Here is a 19,680-nt window from a genome sequence, read left to right on the forward strand (position 1 = left end):
ATGACTACTCCAACCTACAACCGCCTCAACAAAGACGACGCCATCGTGCTGCTGGTCGACCACCAGACCGGCCTGATTTCTCTGGTGCAGGACTTCTCGCCAAACGAGTTCAAGAACAACGTGCTGGCCCTGGCCGATCTGGCCAAATTCTTCGAACTGCCGACCATCCTCACCACCAGTTTCGAACAAGGCCCGAACGGCCCATTGGTGCCAGAGCTGAAAGAGATGTTCCCGGATGCTCCGTACATCGCTCGTCCAGGTCAGATCAACGCCTGGGACAACGAAGACTTCGTGAAGGCAATCAAAGCCACCGGGCGCAAGCAGATCATCATTGCCGGTGTGGTGACGGATGTCTGCGTAGCGTTCCCGACTTTGTCGGCGCTGGCGGAAGGGTTTGAGGTGTTTGTGGTGACTGATGCGTCCGGCACCTTCAACACCACGGTGCAGCAAGCCGCGTGGAGCCGCATGACTCAGGCCGGCGCACAGATGATGAACTGGTTCTCGGTAGCGTGTGAGCTGCACCGCGACTGGCGCAACGATATCGAAGGACTGGGTAACTTGCTGTCGCAGCGCATCCCCAACTATCGCAATCTGATGAACAGCTACTCGGCGCTGACCGCTCAGCAGAAGTAAGCCTGCGAGATACAAACGAAAGCCTGCCCTGAAAAGCAGGCTTTCTGTTTTTGCGATTAACGCCGACCTCAAAATTCGGGCGTGTACTTCACACTGAACATCACATTGCGTGGATCGCCAAAGTTGTTGTTGCCGTTGAGCTGGTTGTACGCGGCGGTGTAGTAGCGCTTGTCGAACAGGTTGTTGGCGTTCACCGCCAGGCCGATTTCCTTGCTCAACTGGTAGCCGAGGCGGGCGCTCCACACGGTATAACCGCCGACATCGTAGGTGTGTTCATAACCCAGCGTATGGCTCTGGGTGGTGAAGCCTAAACCTGTGCTTACGCGTTCCCAGTCGCCGCTGAACTGGTAATCGCCCCAGACCCGCAGCATGTGTTTCGGCGTCCAGGTGCTGAAGACTTTGCCTTGGTTGTCCGGGTCATCCAGGTATTTGGTGGTGTTGTAGGTGTAGCCAGCGAACAGTTGCAGGTTGGTCAGCACTTCGCCGCTGATCTCGGCTTCGATGCCCTGACTGCGGACTTTGCCGGCGGCGTTGGAACAATACCAGCCGTCGCAGATCATGCCCGACTTCAGATCGTTGACGGCGCGGTTCTCCTGGTCGTAGCGGAACAGCGCCAGCGAGGTGTTGACCCGGCCATCCATCAATTCGCCCTTGAGGCCGACCTCGTAGTTGCTGCCAACCACCGGTTTCAGTGTTGCGCCGCTGGCGTCGCGGTTGGTCTGTGGCTCGAACACATCGGTGTAGCTGGCGTACACCGCCCACTCACGGCTCAAGTCGTAGACGATGCCGGCGTAGGGCGTGACCACGCCGGTTTCCGTTACGGTGCTGTCCGGCTGCGCGATCGCCGCGTTGAAGGCTCTTTGCGTCGCGTACTGATAGCTGTAGTCATACCAGCTGACGCGCGAGCCGAGCACCAGGGTCAGTGGATCGATCGGCTTGATCCGCCAACTGCCATACAAGCCTTTCTGACGAATCTCGTATTTGCTCGGGGTGGCTTGGCCGCCCGCTGTGTTGAGAATCCCTTCGTAGCTGATGTCCGGTCGATCGTGATCGATGTCGAAAATGGTATCGGTGGTGTTGTTGTTGAAGGTTCGGGCGAGTTTGTCGTCGCTGGTATATTTCGAGTAGTTACCGCCGAGCATCACTTCATGGGCCATGGACAAGGCGTCGAAGTGGCCGGTGACATTCATGTCGAGACCGAGCTTGGTCGCGTCGAAATCGGTGACGAAATCGGCGTACTGAATGCCGCTGCCGTCGGCGTTGATTCCGTCGCCACTGGTTTGCAGGCGCTGGCTTTTGCCTTTGTTGGTTTCGTCCATGCGCACCGCGCCGACCTTGAACGCCCAGTCGTCGTTGAAACGGTGTTCCAGATCGGCGTAAAGCGTGATGACGTCGATGTCCAGATGGTTCCAGCGCGCGCCGCCGTAGGTCGAGCGCGGCACGTTCAGCGGCTTGCCATCGGCGTAGCGGGGCAGGCCACGGATCATCGGGCGGGACTCGCCATCGGAGTTGCTGATGGCCAGGCCGAGGGTGGTGTCGTCGCGCAGATCGAAGTCCATTGCGCCGTAGAGCGAGTGGGTCTTACTCCATTCGTAGTCGACGAACGATTGGCTCTGGTCTTCGTCGGCGACAAAGCGGCCGCGTACCGTGCCGCTGCTGTTCAGCGGGCCACCGGCATCCAGTTGCAGGCCGTAGTGATCCCACGAACCGGCCTTGCCGGTGATGGTTACGGTGGGCTTGTTCTGACCGCGCTTGCGCACCAGATTGATCGCGCCACCGGGGCTGCCGGTGCCTTGCAGCAGGCCGGAGGCACCGCGCAGGATTTCCAGGCGATCGAAGAAAATCAGGTCCTGTGTGGCCCAGTTGCCCAGCGCGTAGGTGTTGCGCGGGATCGGTACGCCGTCGTACTGCCAGTCGTCGATCTGAAATCCGCGCGAGGTAATGATCATGCCTTTGCCGACGCCCTGCAGGCCGACCAGTCCGGTGGTCTTGTTGACCGCGTCTTTGAGATCGACGAGGTCCTGATCGTCCATCTGCTTGCGGGTCATCACCGTGACCGATTGCGGAATTTCCTTCAGCGTGTGCGTGCCTTTGCCGATGGTCACGGCCCGCGCGGCGTAAGAGCCCGAGCCTTCGGTGGTGGCGTCGAAGCTGCGTTCAACGATGTTGGTGGCCTCCAGTTGCAGCGCCGCACTGTTGTCGATAGCCGGTTCGACACTGAAGTTGCCTTGCCCCGTGACCCGTAGTTGCAAACCGCTGCCCGCCAAGGCTTTTTGCAGCGCTTGCTCGGCCGGCATTTGCCCGATGACCGCCGGCGCGCGTTTGCCCTGCACCAGCGCCGGCTCCAGCGAAATGATTTGCCCGCTCTGGCCGGCAATGGCGTTGAGCGTGCTGGCCAGAGGGCCGGCCGGCAGGTTGAAGGTGAGGTCTTGCGCCAGCGCTGAAGTGGTCAGCGTTGCCAGCGCAACGGCGACGGAAAGGGTACGGGGCCACGTGTTGAACACAACATTCTCCTGTTTTTGTGCAAGTGTCAGGAGATAGGTCGGATGAGAAATGAAAACCGGACACAAACAAGAATGGTTTTCATAAAATATTTTTTGCCCATCACTTTTTACCAATCAGCGTCAGCCACGGGCTGTAGCGATCCACGCGAATCGGCAGGGTTTCGGCCAGTGCAGCGAGGGTTTTTTGCGGGTCGTCGAGCGGGAACACACCTTGTACGCGCAGGCTCCGCACTTCGGGGGCGACGCGCACGAAACCGCGACTGTATGGGCGCAAGGCATCGACCACTTTTTCCAGGGACTCATCCAGCACGTTCAATCGGCCGTCCAGCCAATCGGCGCGGCGACGCTCGTCAGCGCTGGCGAAGGCAATGTGGCGCGAGGAGAGGACAACTGACTGACCTTCCTTGACCACCTGCGTGGTGCCGTCGAACAGGCGTGCTTCGACTGAGTGTTGCAACACGACGAGGCGACTGGCGTCGGGTTCCTGAGCAACGAGGAATCGTGTACCCAACGCGCGCATTTCGCCCTCGGCGGTGCGTACGATCAGCGGGCGGTGCGGGTCGGGGGCGACATCGATGATCAACTCACCATGACGCAGAATGACCACGCGTTGCTGACCATCGAAACGCAGATCCACGGCGCTGTCAGCGTTCAGGCTCAGGCGACTGCCATCGGCCAGATTGAAGGTTTGCCGCTGGCCGCGTCCGGTATGCAGATCGGCCAGCAGCGACTCGCCGAACTGGCTTTTGCTGCCAAGCCACAGACCGCCACCGAGCAGACTGATGCCGGCGAGCACGCGCAGTGCGTCGCGGCGCGAAGCGTGTGGCTGCAAAAGCACTTGGCGAGCCTCACCGGCCTGACCGGGCAAACGTCGGTCCAGCGCGCGAACCGTGTTGAACGAGCCACTCAGACGTTCCTGCAGTTTCTCGAAAGCCTGACTGTGCGCCCGGTCCTTCGCCAGCCACGCATTGAAGCGTTCTTGCAACGCCGCATCGGGCGTGCCGGCGCGAAGTCTGACCATCCAGTCGATGGCTTGCTCGCTGACGGCATCCAGGCGCGGCTTGCTCATGGCGCCACCTCGCACAGATAACACTGACGCAACGCCTGTTTCATGTAGCGGCTGACCGTACGCTCCGAAAGCCCCAGTTTCTGTGCGATTGCCACGTAGCTCAGACCATCCAGTTGGCTGTAGAGAAAGGTGGTTTTGACGATCAATGGCAAACCGTCGATGGCGCGGTCGATGGCGACCAGCGCTTCGATCAGTTGCAGTTGTTCCTCGGGCGAGGGCGCCAGTGCTTCGGGCAGCGCCGACAAGCGTTCGAGGTAGGCCAACTCCAGCTTGCGCCGCCGGTGGCGGTCGAATATCAGCCGCCGGGCAATGGTCGACAGATAAGCACGCGGTTGCTCGATGCTGTCCGGATCGACGCGCGCCACCAGCAACTGGCAAAACGTGTCGGCAGCCGTGTCCTCTGCGTCCGCGTGATTGCGCAGATGTCGATTGATGTGCTGCAGCAGCCAACGATGGTGATCGCTGAAAAAGAATCCCAGCTTGCTGGACGGAGGAGAGTGCACGGGTGGGCTTTCCGGATGTTAGTGAGAATACATCTCAATAGTACTCGCGGGCAGAGCGTCAGTGCAATCGGGCCTCAGGATTCAGCGTTGACTACCACTGCGCCGCTTTCAGGCTGACGGCCACTGCGCAGGGTCTCTGGAACCCCGATCCCGAGCAGTACAACAGCCACTGCGGCAATCGCGGCCAAGGTCAGAAACGCCGCGCTGTAACCAGCCTCCTGCACAACGAACCCGGCGAGGCCGTTGCTCAGTGCCGCGCCGAGTCCGAAGGCCGTGGTCAATGCACCGAGGCTGATGTTGAAGTGGCCGGTGCCGTGGGTGAGGTCTTTGACCATGATCGGAAACAAGGCGCCGAACAGGCCGGCGCCGACGCCGTCGAGCATCTGCACCGCGACCAGCCAATAAGCATCGTCCGACAGCGTATAGAGCACACCGCGCAATGGCAGGATCAGGAAACCGGCCAGCAGCAGCGGTTTGCGTCCCCACAGATCGGCTTTCGCTCCGACCAGTAATGCCGCTGGCACCATCACCAGTTGCGCCGCGACGATGCAGGCCGAGGTCAGCGGGGTGGCCATCTGCAAATTGGCTTGCGCAAGTTTTTGGCTCACCAACGGCAACATCGCTGCGTTGGCGAGGTGGAACAGCGCACAGCAAATGGCGAACAGCAACAGCGAGCGGTTACCCAGCAGCACCGACAAACCGGAAGGCTGGCGATGCCCGGCGTCGGCCGGATCCAGTCCGCGTGCCAGATCATGGTCGATGGCGGCTGGCGACACGCAAGCAATGGCGATGACGCTGGCCAGGGCCATGGCCGCCATCAGGTAGAACACCGCCACCGGGCCGAACAGATAAGCGAACACGCCGGCCAGCAGCGCGGCGCAGGCATTACCGGCATGATTGAAGGTTTCGTTGCGTCCGGTTCGGCGGGTAAACGCTCGCGGTCCGGTCATGCCCAGGGTTATCGCGCAAATCGCCGGGGCGAATATCGAAGCGGCCATCGCACTCAGGGTTTGCGTCAACGCCACCAATGTGAAAGACGTCACGAACGGCAGCAGCAGGCAACTGCCGGTCACCAGCAGGGCCGCGATCGCAATCAGCGCACGCTTGCGCCGGCTGTTGTCGACCCAGGCGCCGGCGGGTGTCTGGGTGATCAGCGCGGCGACCCCGGCGATGGTCATCACCAGGCCAATGCTCGCCGGTTCCCAGTGATGCACCGCCAACAGGTAGATGGCCAGATAGGGGCCGAGGCCGTCGCGCACGTCGGCGAGGAAAAAGTTCAGGCTGTCCAGTGACAGGTTGTTGCGGCGATCGAGGTCAGCGGCCACGGCGGTGTCTTCAATGTTCGAGGTTTGCGGATGGATTCAACCTCAGCAAGCCTAATGACCTGCGGCCACGAATATAAGTTGCAGGCCGTCGCCGTGTCGTTGCGAAACAACGCCAAGGGGTTGAAAACGACGTTCCGTCACACGGTTGCTGCGCGTTCGACGCGCTACTTGTATCCTTGCGCCGGTCGAGGACATACGACCGCTGTTATTGCCTTGAATCAGTAACGGCCGGAACGGGAAACCGGACTTTCCATTAGGTGCTTTCGTGAAGCGTGATACCCACCTCGTCATCCTCTTGCTGCTGGTCATCGGCTGCTCTCTGGCGTCGCTGACCATCTGGAAAGTGCTGTCCTCACGCGATCGCGCGCTGGAAGAGGTCAACGTGCACGGGTTGAACCTGACCCAGGCACTCGAGACCTATTCCGAGGGCATTGTCCGGCAAAGTTCGCTGCTGCTACTCGGGCTGGTCGAACGCCTGGAAACCGAAGGCAGTGGTGCCACGCAAATCCAGCGCCTGAGTGCGCTGATCAACCGCCAGCAGCCGTTGATGCCACAAATGAGCGGGATCACCATCTACGATCGTCAGGGCCATTGGCTTATGTCGTCGAACCGGCCGATTCCGGCGGGGGCCAACAGCAGTGATCGGGTCTACTTCATTCATCATCGTGACGACCCGAGCCGCGAACCTTTTATCGGGCCACCGATACGCAGCCGCTCCAATCAGGAGTGGGTGATCACCGTCAGCCGCCGTTTCAATGATGATCGCGGCGAGTTTGCCGGGGTCGTCGCCGTGACGCTGGGCGTGGAAAACTTTCTGCGCCTGTTCGGCAAACTCGACATCGGTCAGGAGGGCGCCATCGGCCTGTCGTACACCGACGGTACGTTGCTGGTGCGCTACCCCTTCCGCGAGCAGGACATGGGCCGCAATTTTTCCAAGTCGCCGATCTACGCCAAGTACCTGGTCGATCAATCGGTCGGCACCGCGTCTTATACCTCCAGCCTGGATGGCGTCGAACGCCTCTACGCCTTCCGCAAAAGCGAGAAATTGCCGCTGATCACCACGGTCGCCATCGGCAAGCGTGAAGCGCTCACCGCGTGGCGAACCGAGGCGCTGCTGTCGGCGGTGGTGGTGGCGGGGCTTTTGGGGCTCACCGGTCTGATTGGCTGGTGCTTGATCCTCGATATCCGTCGCCGGACCCAGGTTGAAGGCGAACTGCGCATCGCTCAAAAGCAGTTGCTCGGCTCGAACCGACAGTTGGAGTTGTTGGCCATGAAGGATGCACTGACCGGTCTGGCGAATCGGCGCTGCTTTGATCAGACCTTGGCTTCAGAGGCGCGGCGGGCACAGCGCGACGGCTCGTCGCTGGCCTTGCTGATGATCGATATCGACTATTTCAAACGGTTCAATGATGCGCTCGGGCACGTTGCCGGTGACGCCTGTCTGCAAACCGTCGGTCACGTGCTGGATGAGTGTGTGCGGCGGCCGTCGGACCTGGTGGCGCGCTACGGCGGCGAAGAGTTCGCGGTGATCATGCCCGACACCGATATTGACGGTGCCGAGGTGGTGGCGCAGCTGATAATCGAGCGCTTGCAGCACGCCAACATTGCCCACCCCACCAGTCCCGAGACCCGCGTGAGCCTGAGCATCGGCATCGCCGCCGCGCGCGGTGCGCACCTGGATCCGGTGAGCGCTCTGATCGAGTGCGCCGATCAAGCGCTGTATCAAGCGAAAACGGCAGGGCGCAACAGGTTCATGACATCCACTGCGCAACCCTCATTCGACGTCAATGGACAGCAGGCCACTAACCCGTGACACCAACGTGTCGACGGCAAACGGTTTGGTCAGCACCTGCATGCCCGGGCCGAGTTGACCGTTGCCGATTACTGAGTTTTCCGCGTATCCGGTAATGAACAAGGTCTTCAGCTTCGGTCTGATTTGCCTGCCCGCATCAGCCATCTGCCGGCCGTTCATGCCGCCCGGCAAACCGACATCGGTGATGAGCAGATCGATGTGCGCACTGGAGCGCAGTGCTTCCAGACCTTCAACGCTGTCGGCCGCTTCGAGCAGGTTGTAGCCGAGGTCGTTCAGCACGTCTTTGAGCAGCGTGCGAACGGTGGGTTCGTCGTCGACAATCAGGATGGTCTCGCCGGTCTTTGCCTGCAGGGTTGCCGAGCTTTGCGTGTCATCGTGATTGCGCTGCGTTTCGCCGAGGTAGCGCGGCAGGTAAACGCACATGGTGGTGCCTTGACCCACGGTCGATTGCACCCGCACCTGTCCGCCTGATTGCTTGGTGAAACCGTAGATCATCGACAGCCCGAGCCCTGTGCCCTGGCCCAGCGGTTTGGTGGTGAAAAACGGGTCGAAGGCCTTGGCGATCACTTCCGCACTCATACCAGTACCGGTGTCGGCGACCGACAGGCACAGGTATTGCCCTTCGGGCATTTCCCGTACGCGAGCTGATTCAGCATCCAGGGTTCGATTGGCGGTTTCGACGGTGATGCTGCCGCCATCGGGCATCGCGTCGCGGGCGTTGATGCACAGATTGAGCAGGGCGTTTTCCAGTTGGCTGGCATCGACCAGCGCCGGCCACAAATCGGCAGCGACGACCGTTTTCAGGCGAATACTCGGGCCGACGGTGCGCTGGATCAGTTCGGTCATGCCGGCAATCAGTGCGTTGACTTCAGTTGGCCGTGGATCGAGTGTCTGACGGCGAGAGAAGGCCAGCAGACGGTGGGTCAGGGCGGTGGCGCGTTTGGCGGCGTCCTGAGCGATCAGCATGTATTTGTCGATGTCGTTCAGGCGGCCTTGGCCGATGCGTTTTTCCATCAACTCAAGGGAGGCGCAAATGCCGGTCAACAGGTTGTTGAAGTCATGGGCCAGACCGCCGGTGAGTTGCCCGACCGCTTCCATTTTCTGCGATTGGCGCAACTTTTCTTCGGCCTGCATCAAGTCTGCAGTGCGTGCCGAGACCCGTTGTTCCAGTGTGTCGTTGAGCGATTTCAGGGCGGCGGTCACCCGGTCGCGTTCGGCTTCGACGTTACGCCGGTCTTCGACATCGATAAGCACGCCGGGAAAGCGTAAAGGTGTGCCGTCTTCGGCGCACTCGACGCGGCCGTTGGCTTCAATCCAGGTGTATTTGCCAGCCGCGCCGCGCACTCGGTATTGGTGCGAATAGGCACCTCCACGGGCAATGACTTCGTTGATCGAGGTTGTGAGTCCTTCTCTGTCGTCCGGGTGCACGGTCATCACCACTTGTTCCAGGCTCAGACCGTCGAGACCCCAGGCCGGATCAAGGTTGAACACCCGCGCGAAGGCCTCATCGACGCTGAAGCGATCGCTGGGCAAGTGCCAGTGCCAGGTGCCGATAATGGCGCCGGCGGCCAGAGCGAGCTGGACGCGTTCGACGTTTTCCCGGGCGACGGCCTCGCTGATGCGCAAGCGTTCTTGCGCGTCGCGGCGTTCGGTGACATCGCTGAAGAAGATCGCAATCTGCCGATCGGCCGGGTCGCCGACACGCACGGCGCGCACATCGAACCAGCGCTCGAAGGTATTGGCGTAGTTCTCGAAGTTGGCCGGCTCGCCGGTCTTGGCCACATGACCGTAGGTTTCGAACCAGAATTTCTCCAGGTTGGGCGCAAATTCGGTGACCCACTTGCCACGCAGGTTGACCCCGGCCTGACGCTCGAACGCCGGGTTGGCCTCGACGAAGTAATAGTCGATGGGGTGGTCGTCGGCGTCGAATTTGACTTTGACGATGGCGAACGCCGCCTCGATGGTTTCCAGAATGGTGCTGAAGCGCTCTTCACTCTGGCGCAATGCGGTTTCGGCGCTGCGCGAACGGGTCAGGTCGAGCATCGCACCAATCATGCGTTCGGCCTTGCCATCGGCATTGCGGATCAGATGCCCGCGATCAAGCACTTCGGCGTAGGAACCATCGTGGCAGAGGAAGCGGTACTCCGCGCTCCAGGTCGTCCCGGAGCCGTCAATCGCCGAGCGAATCGAGGTTGTCACGCGCGCGCGATCCAGGGTGTGAATCTGCGCAAATCGCCAATCACACGTCGGCTCGATGGCTGCTGTCGCGTAGCCATACGCCTGTTGCAGCGAGTCGTTCCAGATGACCTGGTTGGTTTTCAGATCCCAGTCCCAGACGGCGTCGCAGGTCGCCTTGACGGCCAGACGCAGGCGCGTGACCTCAGACTCAAGCTCCTCGCGAGTAAGCTGTTTCAGGATGTTCACCCTTCATGCGTTGATGGTTGGCTTGCGTTCAATTGGCGTGTTTCAAGCCATCGGCTTCACATGCTTTGTGAGCCATTGACCCGGGCCGTCATGTTTAAGTTGCACGAGGATCAAGGCTCGCGCGCTTTCATAGCGATTCGCCGTGATCCAGTCTGTCGAGCAGCCCTTGCCCGCGTTGCCACAAAGCCTGCTGTTTTTCCAACGGCATGCGATCGAGGTTTTTGTACATCATACCCATGCGCTGATTGCCGCGCAGAAGGTCACCGTGGCGCATCAGGAAATGCCAGTACAACGCGTTGAACGGGCAGGCGTTGTCGGCCGTGGTTTCACGCACCGAGTACGCACAGTCGCGACAGTAGTCGGACATCCGATTGATGTACTGGCCGCTGGCGCAATAAGGCTTCGAACCGAGGTAACCGCCGTCGGCGTGCATGACCATGCCGAGGGTGTTGGGCAGCTCGACCCAATCGAAAGCGTCCATGTAAATCGCCAGATACCATTCACAGATCTGCTTCGGCGCGATGCCGGCGAGCAAGGCGAAATTGCCGGTCACCATCAGGCGCTGGATGTGATGGGCGTAAGCATGTTTGAGGCTCTGACCGATCGCCTGCCGCATGCAGTTCATCTGCGTCTCGCCGGTCCAGTAGAACTCTGGCAAGCGCCGCGTATTACCGAAGGCATTGCCCTCGGCGTACTCGGGCATGTGCAGCCAGTAAACGCCTCGAACATATTCGCGCCAGCCGATCAGTTGGCGGATGAAGCCTTCAGCAGCATTCAGCGCGATGCTGCCGGACCAATAGGCCGACTCCACATCGCTGCAGAGTTGGCGCAGGTCGAGCAAGCCAATGTTCAGCGCAGCGCTGATACGGGCATGGAACAGAAACGGTTCGTTACTGGCCATGGCGTCCTGATAATCGCCGAAGCCCGCCAGCCCATAGTCGAGAAAGTACGCCCACAATGCCTGGGCGTCGGCGTGGGTCACCGGATAGTTGAAATCATCCAGGCTGCCGTAGTGACTGGCGAAGCGATCCTTGACCAGTGCGAGAACTTCGAGGGTGATTGCATCGTTGGTAAAACCCGCCGGGTAGGGCGCCTTGACGGTTTTGGGCAGGGCTTTGCGATTGTCGGCATCAAAGTTCCACGCGCCGCCGACTGGCGTGCCGTCACCGTTGAGCAACAAACGACTTTTGCGGCGCATCTCGCGATAGAAAAACTCCATGCGCAGCTGCTTTTTGCCAGCGGCCCACGCGCGGAATTCGTCGCGGCTGCACAGGAAGCGGTTGTCGGCGTGCCAGTGGATCGGCAAGCCACATTCCTTGAGCGATTGCTCCAGACGCCAGTCGCCGCATTCGGTCAGGTGCAATTCGTTGGCCTGCAGCAGCGCCTGCCAGCGCTTTAATTCGCCGGGCACCGAGCCGCTGTTCTGCGGGTCGTCGAGGGTCACGTAATGTACGCAGAAGCCTTGGTCTTTCAGTGCCTGCGCGAAGTGACGCATGGCGCTGAAGATCAGGGCGATCTTCTGTGGGTGATGGGCAACATGGCTGGCTTCCTCCATGACCTCGACCAGCAGCACGCGGTCGTGTTCGCGATCCAGCCCCGCCAATGAAGCCAGATCAAACGATAACTGGTCACCCAGAACGAGGCACAGCCGATGGGTTTTGTTCATTTCACGGATTCAGCGTAAAGAGCAGCAGGCTGCCGAGTGGACGTTTAAGTGCTAAGTCCAGATAGTTGTACAGATTGTAGTTGGTGTATAGGTTTTTGTGGCGGATTGGGGGAAATATGAGCGCTCCTGATGTTTCAGGAGCGCGTGCCTGGAATGATGTTTAAGGATTAGCCGGGATAAACGGGGTAGTCGGTATAGCCCTCGGCGTTGCCGCCATACACCGTCGCCGGGTTCAACGCATTCAACGGCCAGTCATTGGCAATCCGCGCCGGCAGATCAGGGTTGGCCATGAACGGGCGGCCGAAAGCGACCAAGTCTGCCAGCCCGGATTCAAGCAGTTGCGCGCCGGATTCTGCGGTGTAACGCCCGGCATAAATGATCGCGCCGCTGAAGGTGTCGCGCACCGCCTGACGAAACGTGAGGGGCATCGCCGGCGCGTTGTCCCAGTCGGCTTCGGCAATCGACAGATAGGCAATGCCCACGTCCTGCAGCACTTTGATCGCTTCGATGTAGGTGGTGTGCGGATCTTCCTCGACCATGCCCAGGTAAGTGCGCGCTTCATCAGTGGTGGTGAACAGCGGCGCGAACCGCACGCCGACCTTTTCCTTGCCGATGCACTCGGCGACACCGGCGACGACTTCCTTGAGAAAGCGCAGGCGATTTTGCAAGGAACCACCGTACTGATCGTTGCGCAAATTGCTGTGGGCGGAGATGAACTGGTTCACCAGATACCCGTTGGCGCAGTGCAATTCGATGCCGTCGAAGCCGGCATCCATGGCGTTGCGTGCGGCTTGGATGTACAGCTGAACCAGTTCCTGTACTTCATCGGTGCTCAGCGCGCGAGGTGCCGACGGTGGCACCAGTTCACCGGCGCCGGGCGCGGTTTCGATAAACACGCTGACCCGATCGGTGGCCACGGCAGAGGCGGAAACCGGCGCCGCGCCGTCGGGTTGCAACGCGGTATGCGAGACGCGGCCGACGTGCCACAACTGGGCGAAAATCACCCCGTCCACGGCATGTACGGCGTCGGTGACTTTGCGCCAACCGGCGATTTGCTCAGGCGTATGAATGCCCGGCGTCCACGCGTAACCCTGGCCGCGAGGCTCGATCTGCGTGCCCTCGGTGACTAGCAAACCGGCACCGGCGCGTTGCTGGTAATACTCGGCCATCAGTTCATTGGCAATGTTGCCCGGTTGAGTGCTGCGCTGGCGGGTGAGGGGTGGCAGGACGATACGGTTTTTCAGGGTGTGATGGCCGAGTTTGGCCGGGGTGAAGAACGGGGTGCTATTCATGGATTACCTTGTCTTGGTGCTTATTAGACCAGTCGACTATTGATTGGATGAAAAATAACGCCGAGCAAGACGCACCCGGCGTTAGGAAGGTTGGACGCGAGGTTTTAGCCCAACATCTCCAGCAGTTTTTTCGCGACAGCGGCAGAACTGGCCGGATTCTGGCCAGTGACCAGTTGCCCGTCGGCGACCACGTGAACCTGCCAGTCAGCGACTTTCGAGTAATAACCGCCGAGACGCTGGAACTCGTCCTCGATCAGGAACGGCACCACGTCCGTCAGGCCAACGGCCTCTTCTTCAGCGTTGGTGAAACCGGTGACCTGGCGATGCTGGACCAGCGGTTTGCCGTCAGCGGTGAGGACATGACGCAACACACCCGGTGCATGGCAAACAAAACCGTGGGGCTTGTTAGCGCGGTCAAATGCTTCGATCAACGCGATCGAGTGCTTGTCTTCGGCCAGATCCCACAGCGGGCCGTGGCCACCCGGGTAAAACACGGCATCGAAGCCCTCAGCGCTGACGTCGGCCAAGCGCCCGGTGTTGGCCAGTGCCTGCTGTGCGGCCGGGTCTTTGCGGAAGCGATCGGTTTCGGCGGTTTGCGCATCGGGCTCATCGCTTTTCGGGTCCAGCGGCGGCTGACCTCCAGCGGGGGAAACCAGCGTGACCTCGGCGCCGGCGTCCTTGAAGGCGTAGTAGGGCGCGGCGAACTCTTCCAGCCAGAAGCCGGTTTTCTTGCCGGTGTCGCCGAGTTGATCGTGGGAAGTCAAAACCATCAGGATTTTCATAGAGCACCTTGAGTCGATCAGGTGTCTTCGATTGAGCGAAGGATTCGCACATCGGCCACACCGGTCAGAAAACGTTTGTCGGGGCGCAGCATAGATTCCAATTAGACCAGTCGTCTAGTAATTTTTTATCCGCAGGTTTTTCATCGACAGGTATGGCAAACTTCCGTTCCTCCGAAAATACGACTGGTCTATTGCCTGGTAATGTGCGCCCGATGAAACCGACCTACGACGACACCCGCCAACACTTGCTCGACACCGGCCACCGGATGATGGCCGAGAAGGGCTTCACCAGTGTCGGCCTCAACGAAATCCTGCAAACCGCCGGTGTGCCCAAGGGTTCGTTCTATCACTACTTCAAATCCAAAGAGTTGTACGGCCAGGCGTTGCTTGCGGATTACTTCGTCGGCTACCTCGCGGACATGGAGCGACGCCTGACGCTGCCAGGCTTGAGCGCCTATGAGCGGCTGATGGATTACTGGCAGGGCTGGCAGAACCGCTGCACCCTCGAAGGGCATGGCGATGAGTGTCTGGTGGTGAAACTCAGCGCCGAAGTCGCCGACCTGTCGGAGTCGATGCGCCTCACCTTGCGCGATGGCGCCGAGCAAGTGGTGGCGCGCATCACCCTGTGTATCGAGCAGGGTCAGGCTGAAAACAGCCTGCCCACAGGCGATGCCCGGCATCTGGCGGAAACCTTGTATCAGCTGTGGTTGGGTGCCAGTTTGCTGAACAAATTGCAGCGTACCGGGCAATCTCTGGACACTTCGATGGCAATGACAAAGCAGCTTTTGCACGTTTGACCAGATTTTTTGTGCGACGCAATGGATGACATGTGTACCGGCACGCGGTCAGCTTAAACATACGAATGGGAATAAGTTTCAATAACAGGATGCTTTGGTATACCATCCGCAGCGCTTTGCTGGCGGTTTTACCCTTCGTTCTGGCCTATTCGTAAGGTTCTCATTTCATGCGTCGTACTCTACTTTCCGTGTGTGTACTGCAAGCGTTGTCTTCTTCTTCGTGGGCCGACCAGGCCGATTCAACATCCGCAGCGCTTGAGCTGGACGCAACCGATGTGGTCGGTACAGCGGATTACGAACGGGCCGACGGCCCGGTGCAGGGTTATCGCGCGACGCGTTCTGCCAGTGCCACGCGCACCGACACCGCCATCCATGAAACCCCGCAATCAATCAGCGTAGTAACCAAGGATGCGGTCGAAGACCTCGGCGCCACGCGACTGCAAGATGCACTGGACTACGCGGGCGGCGTGGGCCGGGCGAACAATTTCGGCGGGCAGGGACTGACCACATTCACCGTGCGCGGCTTCACCACCGGCGAGTTCTACCGCAACGGCTTCCCGATCAATCGCGGCTACCCGAACATGCCCGACGCCAACACCATCGAGCGTCTGGAAGTGCTGCGCGGGCCGGCGACGATGCTCTACGGCCGTGGCGATCCCGGCGGCACCTTCAACGTTGTTTCCAAGCAGCCGTTGGCTGAGCGCACGGTCACCTTGGGCAGTCAGTTGAATGACCAAGGCATGAAGCGCGGCACATTGGACGCCTCTGGCCCACTGGATGAAGAAGGGCGCCTGGCCTATCGACTGAACGTGGTGGGCGAGGGCGGCGATACCTTCCGCGATCACGTCGAGACCGAGCGCTACGGCATCACGCCAGTGCTGACCTGGCAGGCCAGCGATGCCACCCGGGTGATCTTCGAGGGTGATTTCATGCGCAACAATCATCCGCTGGATCGCGGCGTGACGCGTTACGCCAAGCAGATCGGCACCGCCTCGCGCGACACGTTTTTCGGCGAGAAAGACGCTGGCAAATTGCACAACGACAACAACATGGCGCAGCTTCGTTTCGAACATCTGCTCAATGATGACTGGACGTTGGGCGGTGGTTTCCAGTGGCTCGACGGCTCCCTCGCGGGCAATGCGATCGAAGCCAACGGCGTTGCCGATGACGGTCGAACCCTTGGACGCAACTTCAACTACCGCAAGCTGGAATGGACCGACAAGGATACCCAGCTCAATCTGACCGGGCATTTCAGCACCGGTGGCCTGCAGCACACCTTGCTGACTGGCATTGAGTATGAAGATTACGATTACAAGTCGATCATTCAGCGCTCCAGCGGCGCGGTCGGTGCCTACCCGATCGACATCTTCGATCCGGTCTACGGCCAGCCACGGCCGGCATTGACCCGCACACCGACCCACGACAAGGAAAACCTCAAGACCTATGCCGCGTTCGTGCAGGATCAGGTGGCGTTGACCGAGCGTCTGAAGGTCCTGGCCGGGGCGCGTTTCGAACGTTTCGAGCACGACTATGAAACCTACGTGCCCGGCGGCAAAAACTGGCAGGCCAGCGACAACGCGGTGACCCCGCGCATCGGCGTGACCTACGACCTGACCGAGACGCTGGCGGTCTACGCCGACACCGCGCGCTCGTTCAAGCCCAATACCGGCGCGAGCCGCGTGGGCGGAGGCTTCGCCCCGGAGAAAGGCAAATCCTACGAAATGGGCGTCAAATGGGAAGCGCTTGATCATCAGTTGAGCGTCGATGCGGCGATCTATCAGATCGAAAAGCGCAACGTGCTGACCACCGACCCGATGGACTCGACCTTCAGTGTGGCGGCCGGGGAAGTGCGCAGCCGTGGTTTCGACCTGAACGTCGCCGGCAACCTGACACCTGAATGGCGCGTCATCGGCGGCTACGCCTACGTGGATGCCGAAGTGACCAAGGACAACGTGATCCGCTCGGGCACGCGGCTGATGAACATCCCGCAAAACAGCTTCAGCCTGCTCAACGTTTACGAGTTTCAGGACGGCGCGTTCAAAGGCCTCGGCCTGGGCACCGGACTCAAGTACGTCGACGAACGCGCCGGGCAAACCGCCAATACTGCGTTCTCGATGGACAGCTACACGGTTGTCGACTTGCTCGGCTTCTACAAGGTCAACGACAAAGTGCGGCTCAATCTAGACGTGAAGAATCTGTTTGACCGGGATTATGAAGAGGGCGCGTTTGGTAATGTCTACGCCTATCCGGGCGCGCCGAGAACGGTGCAGGTCGGGATTTCCTACACGTTGTAAGTCGGTGCACAGGCAGCCCCTCACCCCAACCCTCTCCCTGTGGGAGAGGGAGCCGACCGAAGTGTCTTGGGTTATGCATCGACCTGACAGATCGCGTCGATGATGGGTTCATCCGCAATGCTTGGCGGTATTGAATTCACAGGCGCTATTGCAGGTCGGCGTTCATCGCCAATATCCCCCAATCGGTTCCCTCTCCTGGGGGAGAGGGCTAGGGTGAGGGCAGCTGCTTCGGCACCCGCCACTTAGCCAGCGACACAACCCTGCGGCGTCTTCCCGGCAAAGCTTTCCAGCAAACTCGCCACCACCATCGGCGGGGGGCTTTTCGGTGTCGCAGGCAACGTTATCCATGGGTCTTTCGCCAGATGATTACAGGCAGGCAACTATTTGATCTGCACGATTACCTTGCCTTTCGCACGGCCCTGTTCGACGTAAGTCAGGGCTTCGCCCGCTGACTCGAAGGCGAAGGTGCGATCCAGCACGGGCCTTATTACACCGGCTTCAATCAGGGAGGTGATTTCTTGCAGTTGTGTACCGCTCGCCCGCATAAACAGGAAGCTGTAACGGACATCCTGCTTGCGTGCCTTGCGCCGAATGCTCAGGCTCAACAAGCGCATGACTTGCCGCAGCGGCCAGGCCAGGCCCTGTGCCTTGGCGAACTCGGCAGTTGGCGGCCCTGAAATGGATATCAGCTGGCCGCCTGGCTTGAGTACCTTGAGCGAGTTTTCCAGGACGTCGGTGCCGAGGCTGTTCAGCACCACGTCGTAGTCGCGCAATTCGCGCCCAAAGTGCTGCTGTTTGTAATCAATCACCACATCTGCGCCCAGCGCTTTAACCCATTCGACATTCGCGGTGCTGGTGGTGGTCGCGACAACAGCGCCGAGGCGCTTGGCCAGTTGAATGGCGATGGTTCCGACACCGCCGGAACCGGCGTGAATCAGGACCTTCTGACCCTTTTGCAAGCGGGCGATGTCGACCAGCGCTTGCCAGGCTGTCAGGGCAACCAAGGGAATGCCGGCGGCTTGCTCCATACTGAGGTTGACGGGCTTCAACGCTACGGCGTTTTGCTCGACGGCGATTCGCTCGGCGAATGTGCCGATTCGTTTTTCGGCCACGCGCGCATACACCGCATCGCCGGGCCTGAAACCCTTGACCGCTGCGCCAACCGCAATCACCACGCCGGCACAATCGTTGCCCAGTACCAAGGGGAATGAGTACGGCAGAATCAGTTTGAATTCGCCGCTGCGAATCTTCGAATCAAGCACGTTGACGCTGGCCGCATGGACTTCAATCAGCACGTCATGGGCGCCCGGCACCGGTTCTGGCACGTCGCCAATACGCCCGTTCTGCTTGCCGTAGCGATCGATAAAATAAGCTTTCATGGTGAATACGGCTCTCACTGTTTGGGAAGGGGCTGCGTTGCCTGAGCCGATGGCCTCAGTGGTCAAGTACCGCGCCCCAATGATTGAGCAGGATCAGCGGCACCGCCGATTTTGGGCCGAAGTCTCGATAGGCGAAGGCCGTGCCGCCAACCAAAATCGATTGGTTGGCGGCTTTGACGAAAGGCATTTGTTCCACTGCAATCACGCCAGGTAGCGCTGCGCGACTGCGGACTGGCGAATCTGCGCCAGCAGGCCTTGCCGCGCGGTTTGCAAGGCATCCCAGCGCTCACCTTCATGCAACGGCGGAATGGTCACCGGTTCACGACGATCGAAACCGACCAGCGCCGCATCGACCAGATCGGTGACTTCCATGATCTCGCTCAAAGTGTTGATGTCGATGCCCGCGCGATCCCAGATTTCCGTGCGGGTAGCGGCCGGCAGTACGGCTTGCACGTAGACGCCCAGTGGCGACAGTTCCAGGCTCAACCCCTGAGACAGGAACAGGACAAATGCCTTGGTCGCGCCGTATACCGACATGCCGAACTCCGGCGCCAGTCCGACCACTGAGCCAATATTGATAATGGCGCCGTCACCGGCCTTCGCCAGACGGGGAGCGATGGCGCTGGCGAGCCGCACCAGTGCCGTGGTGTTGAGGGCGACCAGATTGGCCACTTTGTTGGTGCTCTGCTCGATGAAGTTGCCGGACTGCGCGGCGCCCGCGTTATTGACGAGGATGCCAATGCGCGCATCGTCGCGCAGACGCGTTTCGACGGTGTGCAGATCGCTGAGTTGGGTCAGGTCGGCCTGCAGCACATCAATGGCGACGCTGTATTCGCTGCGCAACTTCGCGGCGAGCGTTTCCAGGCGCTGAAGATCGCGGGCGACCAGCACCAGATCATGCCCGCGTTGGGCGAAACGTTCGGCGTAAACCGCGCCGATGCCGGTAGAGGCGCCAGTGATCAAAACAGCAGGGTGGGCGTTCATAGGGTCATCTCTTTGTCAAAAAATCGATTAGGGACTGATGCATGAAGCAGCAATTACGGCGAAGTTCGACTTACTGAGCGGCAGCGCTTCGTATCTATGGGTGCAGCCGTAAGCTCTGCATTTAGGATGATGATCGAAATCTAAACTGTCAACGGTTTTGATTATGGCTGACATCTATGTATCATCGGCGCATGATTTTTCAGCGGAGGTATTGC

The 19,680-nt window shown here is 60.1% G+C and carries 14 protein-coding genes and 1 pseudogene; 4 read left to right on the forward strand and 11 right to left on the reverse strand.

Features of this window, described 5'->3' with window-relative positions:
- Positions 1 to 633, forward strand: a complete 633-nt coding sequence (gene ycaC, locus FGA82_RS18865) for an isochorismate family cysteine hydrolase YcaC (RefSeq protein WP_007915995.1) — start codon at positions 1 to 3, stop codon at positions 631 to 633.
- Between the two features lie 68 nt (positions 634 to 701).
- On the opposite strand, the gene FGA82_RS18870 is transcribed toward ycaC, so the two are convergent.
- From FGA82_RS18870 to FGA82_RS18885, 4 genes are all read right to left on the reverse strand, one after another.
- A complete protein-coding gene (locus FGA82_RS18870) occupies positions 702 to 3,137 on the reverse strand; it encodes a TonB-dependent siderophore receptor (protein ID WP_141128224.1) in 2,436 nt (811 codons plus the stop codon).
- 100 nt (positions 3,138 to 3,237) lie between these two features.
- A complete protein-coding gene (locus FGA82_RS18875) occupies positions 3,238 to 4,206 on the reverse strand; it encodes a FecR domain-containing protein (RefSeq protein ID WP_141128225.1) in 969 nt (322 codons plus the stop codon).
- On the reverse strand, positions 4,203 to 4,709 hold the full coding sequence (locus tag FGA82_RS18880; RefSeq protein WP_141128226.1) for a sigma-70 family RNA polymerase sigma factor: 507 nt from the start codon (positions 4,707 to 4,709) through the stop codon (positions 4,203 to 4,205). The genes FGA82_RS18875 and FGA82_RS18880 overlap by 4 nt, the downstream gene beginning before the upstream one ends.
- Positions 4,710 to 4,783: 74 nt before the next feature.
- Positions 4,784 to 6,034 (reverse strand): MFS transporter, encoded by a 1,251-nt coding sequence (locus FGA82_RS18885; protein WP_141128227.1) that lies wholly within the window; start codon positions 6,032 to 6,034, stop codon positions 4,784 to 4,786.
- Positions 6,035 to 6,299: 265 nt separating this feature from the next.
- Between FGA82_RS18885 and FGA82_RS18890 the strand changes: the two genes are divergently transcribed.
- Positions 6,300 to 7,847, forward strand: a complete 1,548-nt coding sequence (locus tag FGA82_RS18890; protein ID WP_141128228.1) for a sensor domain-containing diguanylate cyclase — start codon at positions 6,300 to 6,302, stop codon at positions 7,845 to 7,847.
- On the opposite strand, the gene FGA82_RS18895 is transcribed toward FGA82_RS18890, so the two are convergent.
- The 4 genes from FGA82_RS18895 to FGA82_RS18910 form a co-directional block, all read right to left on the reverse strand.
- On the reverse strand, positions 7,809 to 10,271 hold the full coding sequence (locus tag FGA82_RS18895; protein WP_141128229.1) for a PAS domain-containing protein: 2,463 nt from the start codon (positions 10,269 to 10,271) through the stop codon (positions 7,809 to 7,811). The genes FGA82_RS18890 and FGA82_RS18895 overlap by 39 nt on opposite strands.
- Before the next feature lie 127 nt (positions 10,272 to 10,398).
- Positions 10,399 to 11,937 carry a cryptochrome/photolyase family protein gene (locus FGA82_RS18900; protein ID WP_141128230.1) on the reverse strand — a complete coding sequence of 513 codons (1,539 nt, stop codon included), beginning with the start codon at positions 11,935 to 11,937 and terminating at the stop codon, positions 10,399 to 10,401.
- Positions 11,938 to 12,104: 167 nt separating this feature from the next.
- The gene (locus FGA82_RS18905; RefSeq protein WP_141128231.1) at positions 12,105 to 13,229 is read right to left on the reverse strand and encodes an alkene reductase; all 1,125 of its coding nucleotides are present in this window, start codon (positions 13,227 to 13,229) and stop codon (positions 12,105 to 12,107) included.
- 104 nt (positions 13,230 to 13,333) lie between these two features.
- Positions 13,334 to 14,011 (reverse strand): type 1 glutamine amidotransferase domain-containing protein, encoded by a 678-nt coding sequence (locus tag FGA82_RS18910; RefSeq protein ID WP_141128232.1) that lies wholly within the window; start codon positions 14,009 to 14,011, stop codon positions 13,334 to 13,336.
- 212 nt (positions 14,012 to 14,223) lie between these two features.
- Here FGA82_RS18910 and FGA82_RS18915 point away from each other — a divergent pair, with 212 nt between their 5' ends.
- A complete protein-coding gene (locus tag FGA82_RS18915; protein ID WP_141128233.1) occupies positions 14,224 to 14,808 on the forward strand; it encodes a TetR/AcrR family transcriptional regulator in 585 nt (194 codons plus the stop codon).
- Positions 14,809 to 14,975: 167 nt separating this feature from the next.
- Positions 14,976 to 17,102, forward strand: coding sequence for a TonB-dependent siderophore receptor (locus FGA82_RS18920; protein WP_141128234.1), 2,127 nt, complete (start codon positions 14,976 to 14,978; stop codon positions 17,100 to 17,102).
- 380 nt (positions 17,103 to 17,482) lie between these two features.
- On the opposite strand, the gene FGA82_RS18925 is transcribed toward FGA82_RS18920, so the two are convergent.
- The 3 genes and pseudogenes from FGA82_RS18925 to FGA82_RS18930 all read right to left on the reverse strand — a co-directional run bounded on the left by FGA82_RS18925 (position 17,483) and on the right by FGA82_RS18930 (position 19,465).
- A complete protein-coding gene (locus FGA82_RS18925) occupies positions 17,483 to 18,481 on the reverse strand; it encodes an NADP-dependent oxidoreductase (protein ID WP_141128235.1) in 999 nt (332 codons plus the stop codon).
- Positions 18,482 to 18,539: 58 nt separating this feature from the next.
- Positions 18,540 to 18,668, reverse strand: a pseudogene (locus tag FGA82_RS32480) (alpha/beta fold hydrolase); the annotation flags it as partial.
- A 14-nt stretch (positions 18,669 to 18,682) separates the two neighbouring features.
- Entirely contained in the window at positions 18,683 to 19,465 is a 783-nt protein-coding gene (locus FGA82_RS18930) for an SDR family NAD(P)-dependent oxidoreductase (RefSeq protein ID WP_141128236.1), read from the reverse strand.
- Between the last annotated feature and the right edge of the window lie 215 nt (positions 19,466 to 19,680).

Source organism: Pseudomonas fluorescens (assembly GCF_005938625.1).
GTDB lineage: Bacteria > Pseudomonadota > Gammaproteobacteria > Pseudomonadales > Pseudomonadaceae > Aquipseudomonas > Aquipseudomonas fluorescens_BD.

Coding starts and splice junctions, on each gene's coding strand:
- ycaC (WP_007915995.1), top strand. CDS start 1: ATGACTACTCCAACCTACAACCGCCTCAACAAAGACGACGCCATCGTG.
- FGA82_RS18875 (WP_141128225.1), bottom strand. CDS start 4,206: ATGAGCAAGCCGCGCCTGGATGCCGTCAGCGAGCAAGCCATCGACTGG.
- FGA82_RS18900 (WP_141128230.1), bottom strand. CDS start 11,937: ATGAACAAAACCCATCGGCTGTGCCTCGTTCTGGGTGACCAGTTATCG.
- FGA82_RS18905 (WP_141128231.1), bottom strand. CDS start 13,229: ATGAATAGCACCCCGTTCTTCACCCCGGCCAAACTCGGCCATCACACC.
- FGA82_RS18910 (WP_141128232.1), bottom strand. CDS start 14,011: ATGAAAATCCTGATGGTTTTGACTTCCCACGATCAACTCGGCGACACC.
- FGA82_RS18915 (WP_141128233.1), top strand. CDS start 14,224: ATGAAACCGACCTACGACGACACCCGCCAACACTTGCTCGACACCGGC.
- FGA82_RS18920 (WP_141128234.1), top strand. CDS start 14,976: ATGCGTCGTACTCTACTTTCCGTGTGTGTACTGCAAGCGTTGTCTTCT.
- FGA82_RS18925 (WP_141128235.1), bottom strand. CDS start 18,481: ATGAAAGCTTATTTTATCGATCGCTACGGCAAGCAGAACGGGCGTATT.
- FGA82_RS18930 (WP_141128236.1), bottom strand. CDS start 19,465: ATGAACGCCCACCCTGCTGTTTTGATCACTGGCGCCTCTACCGGCATC.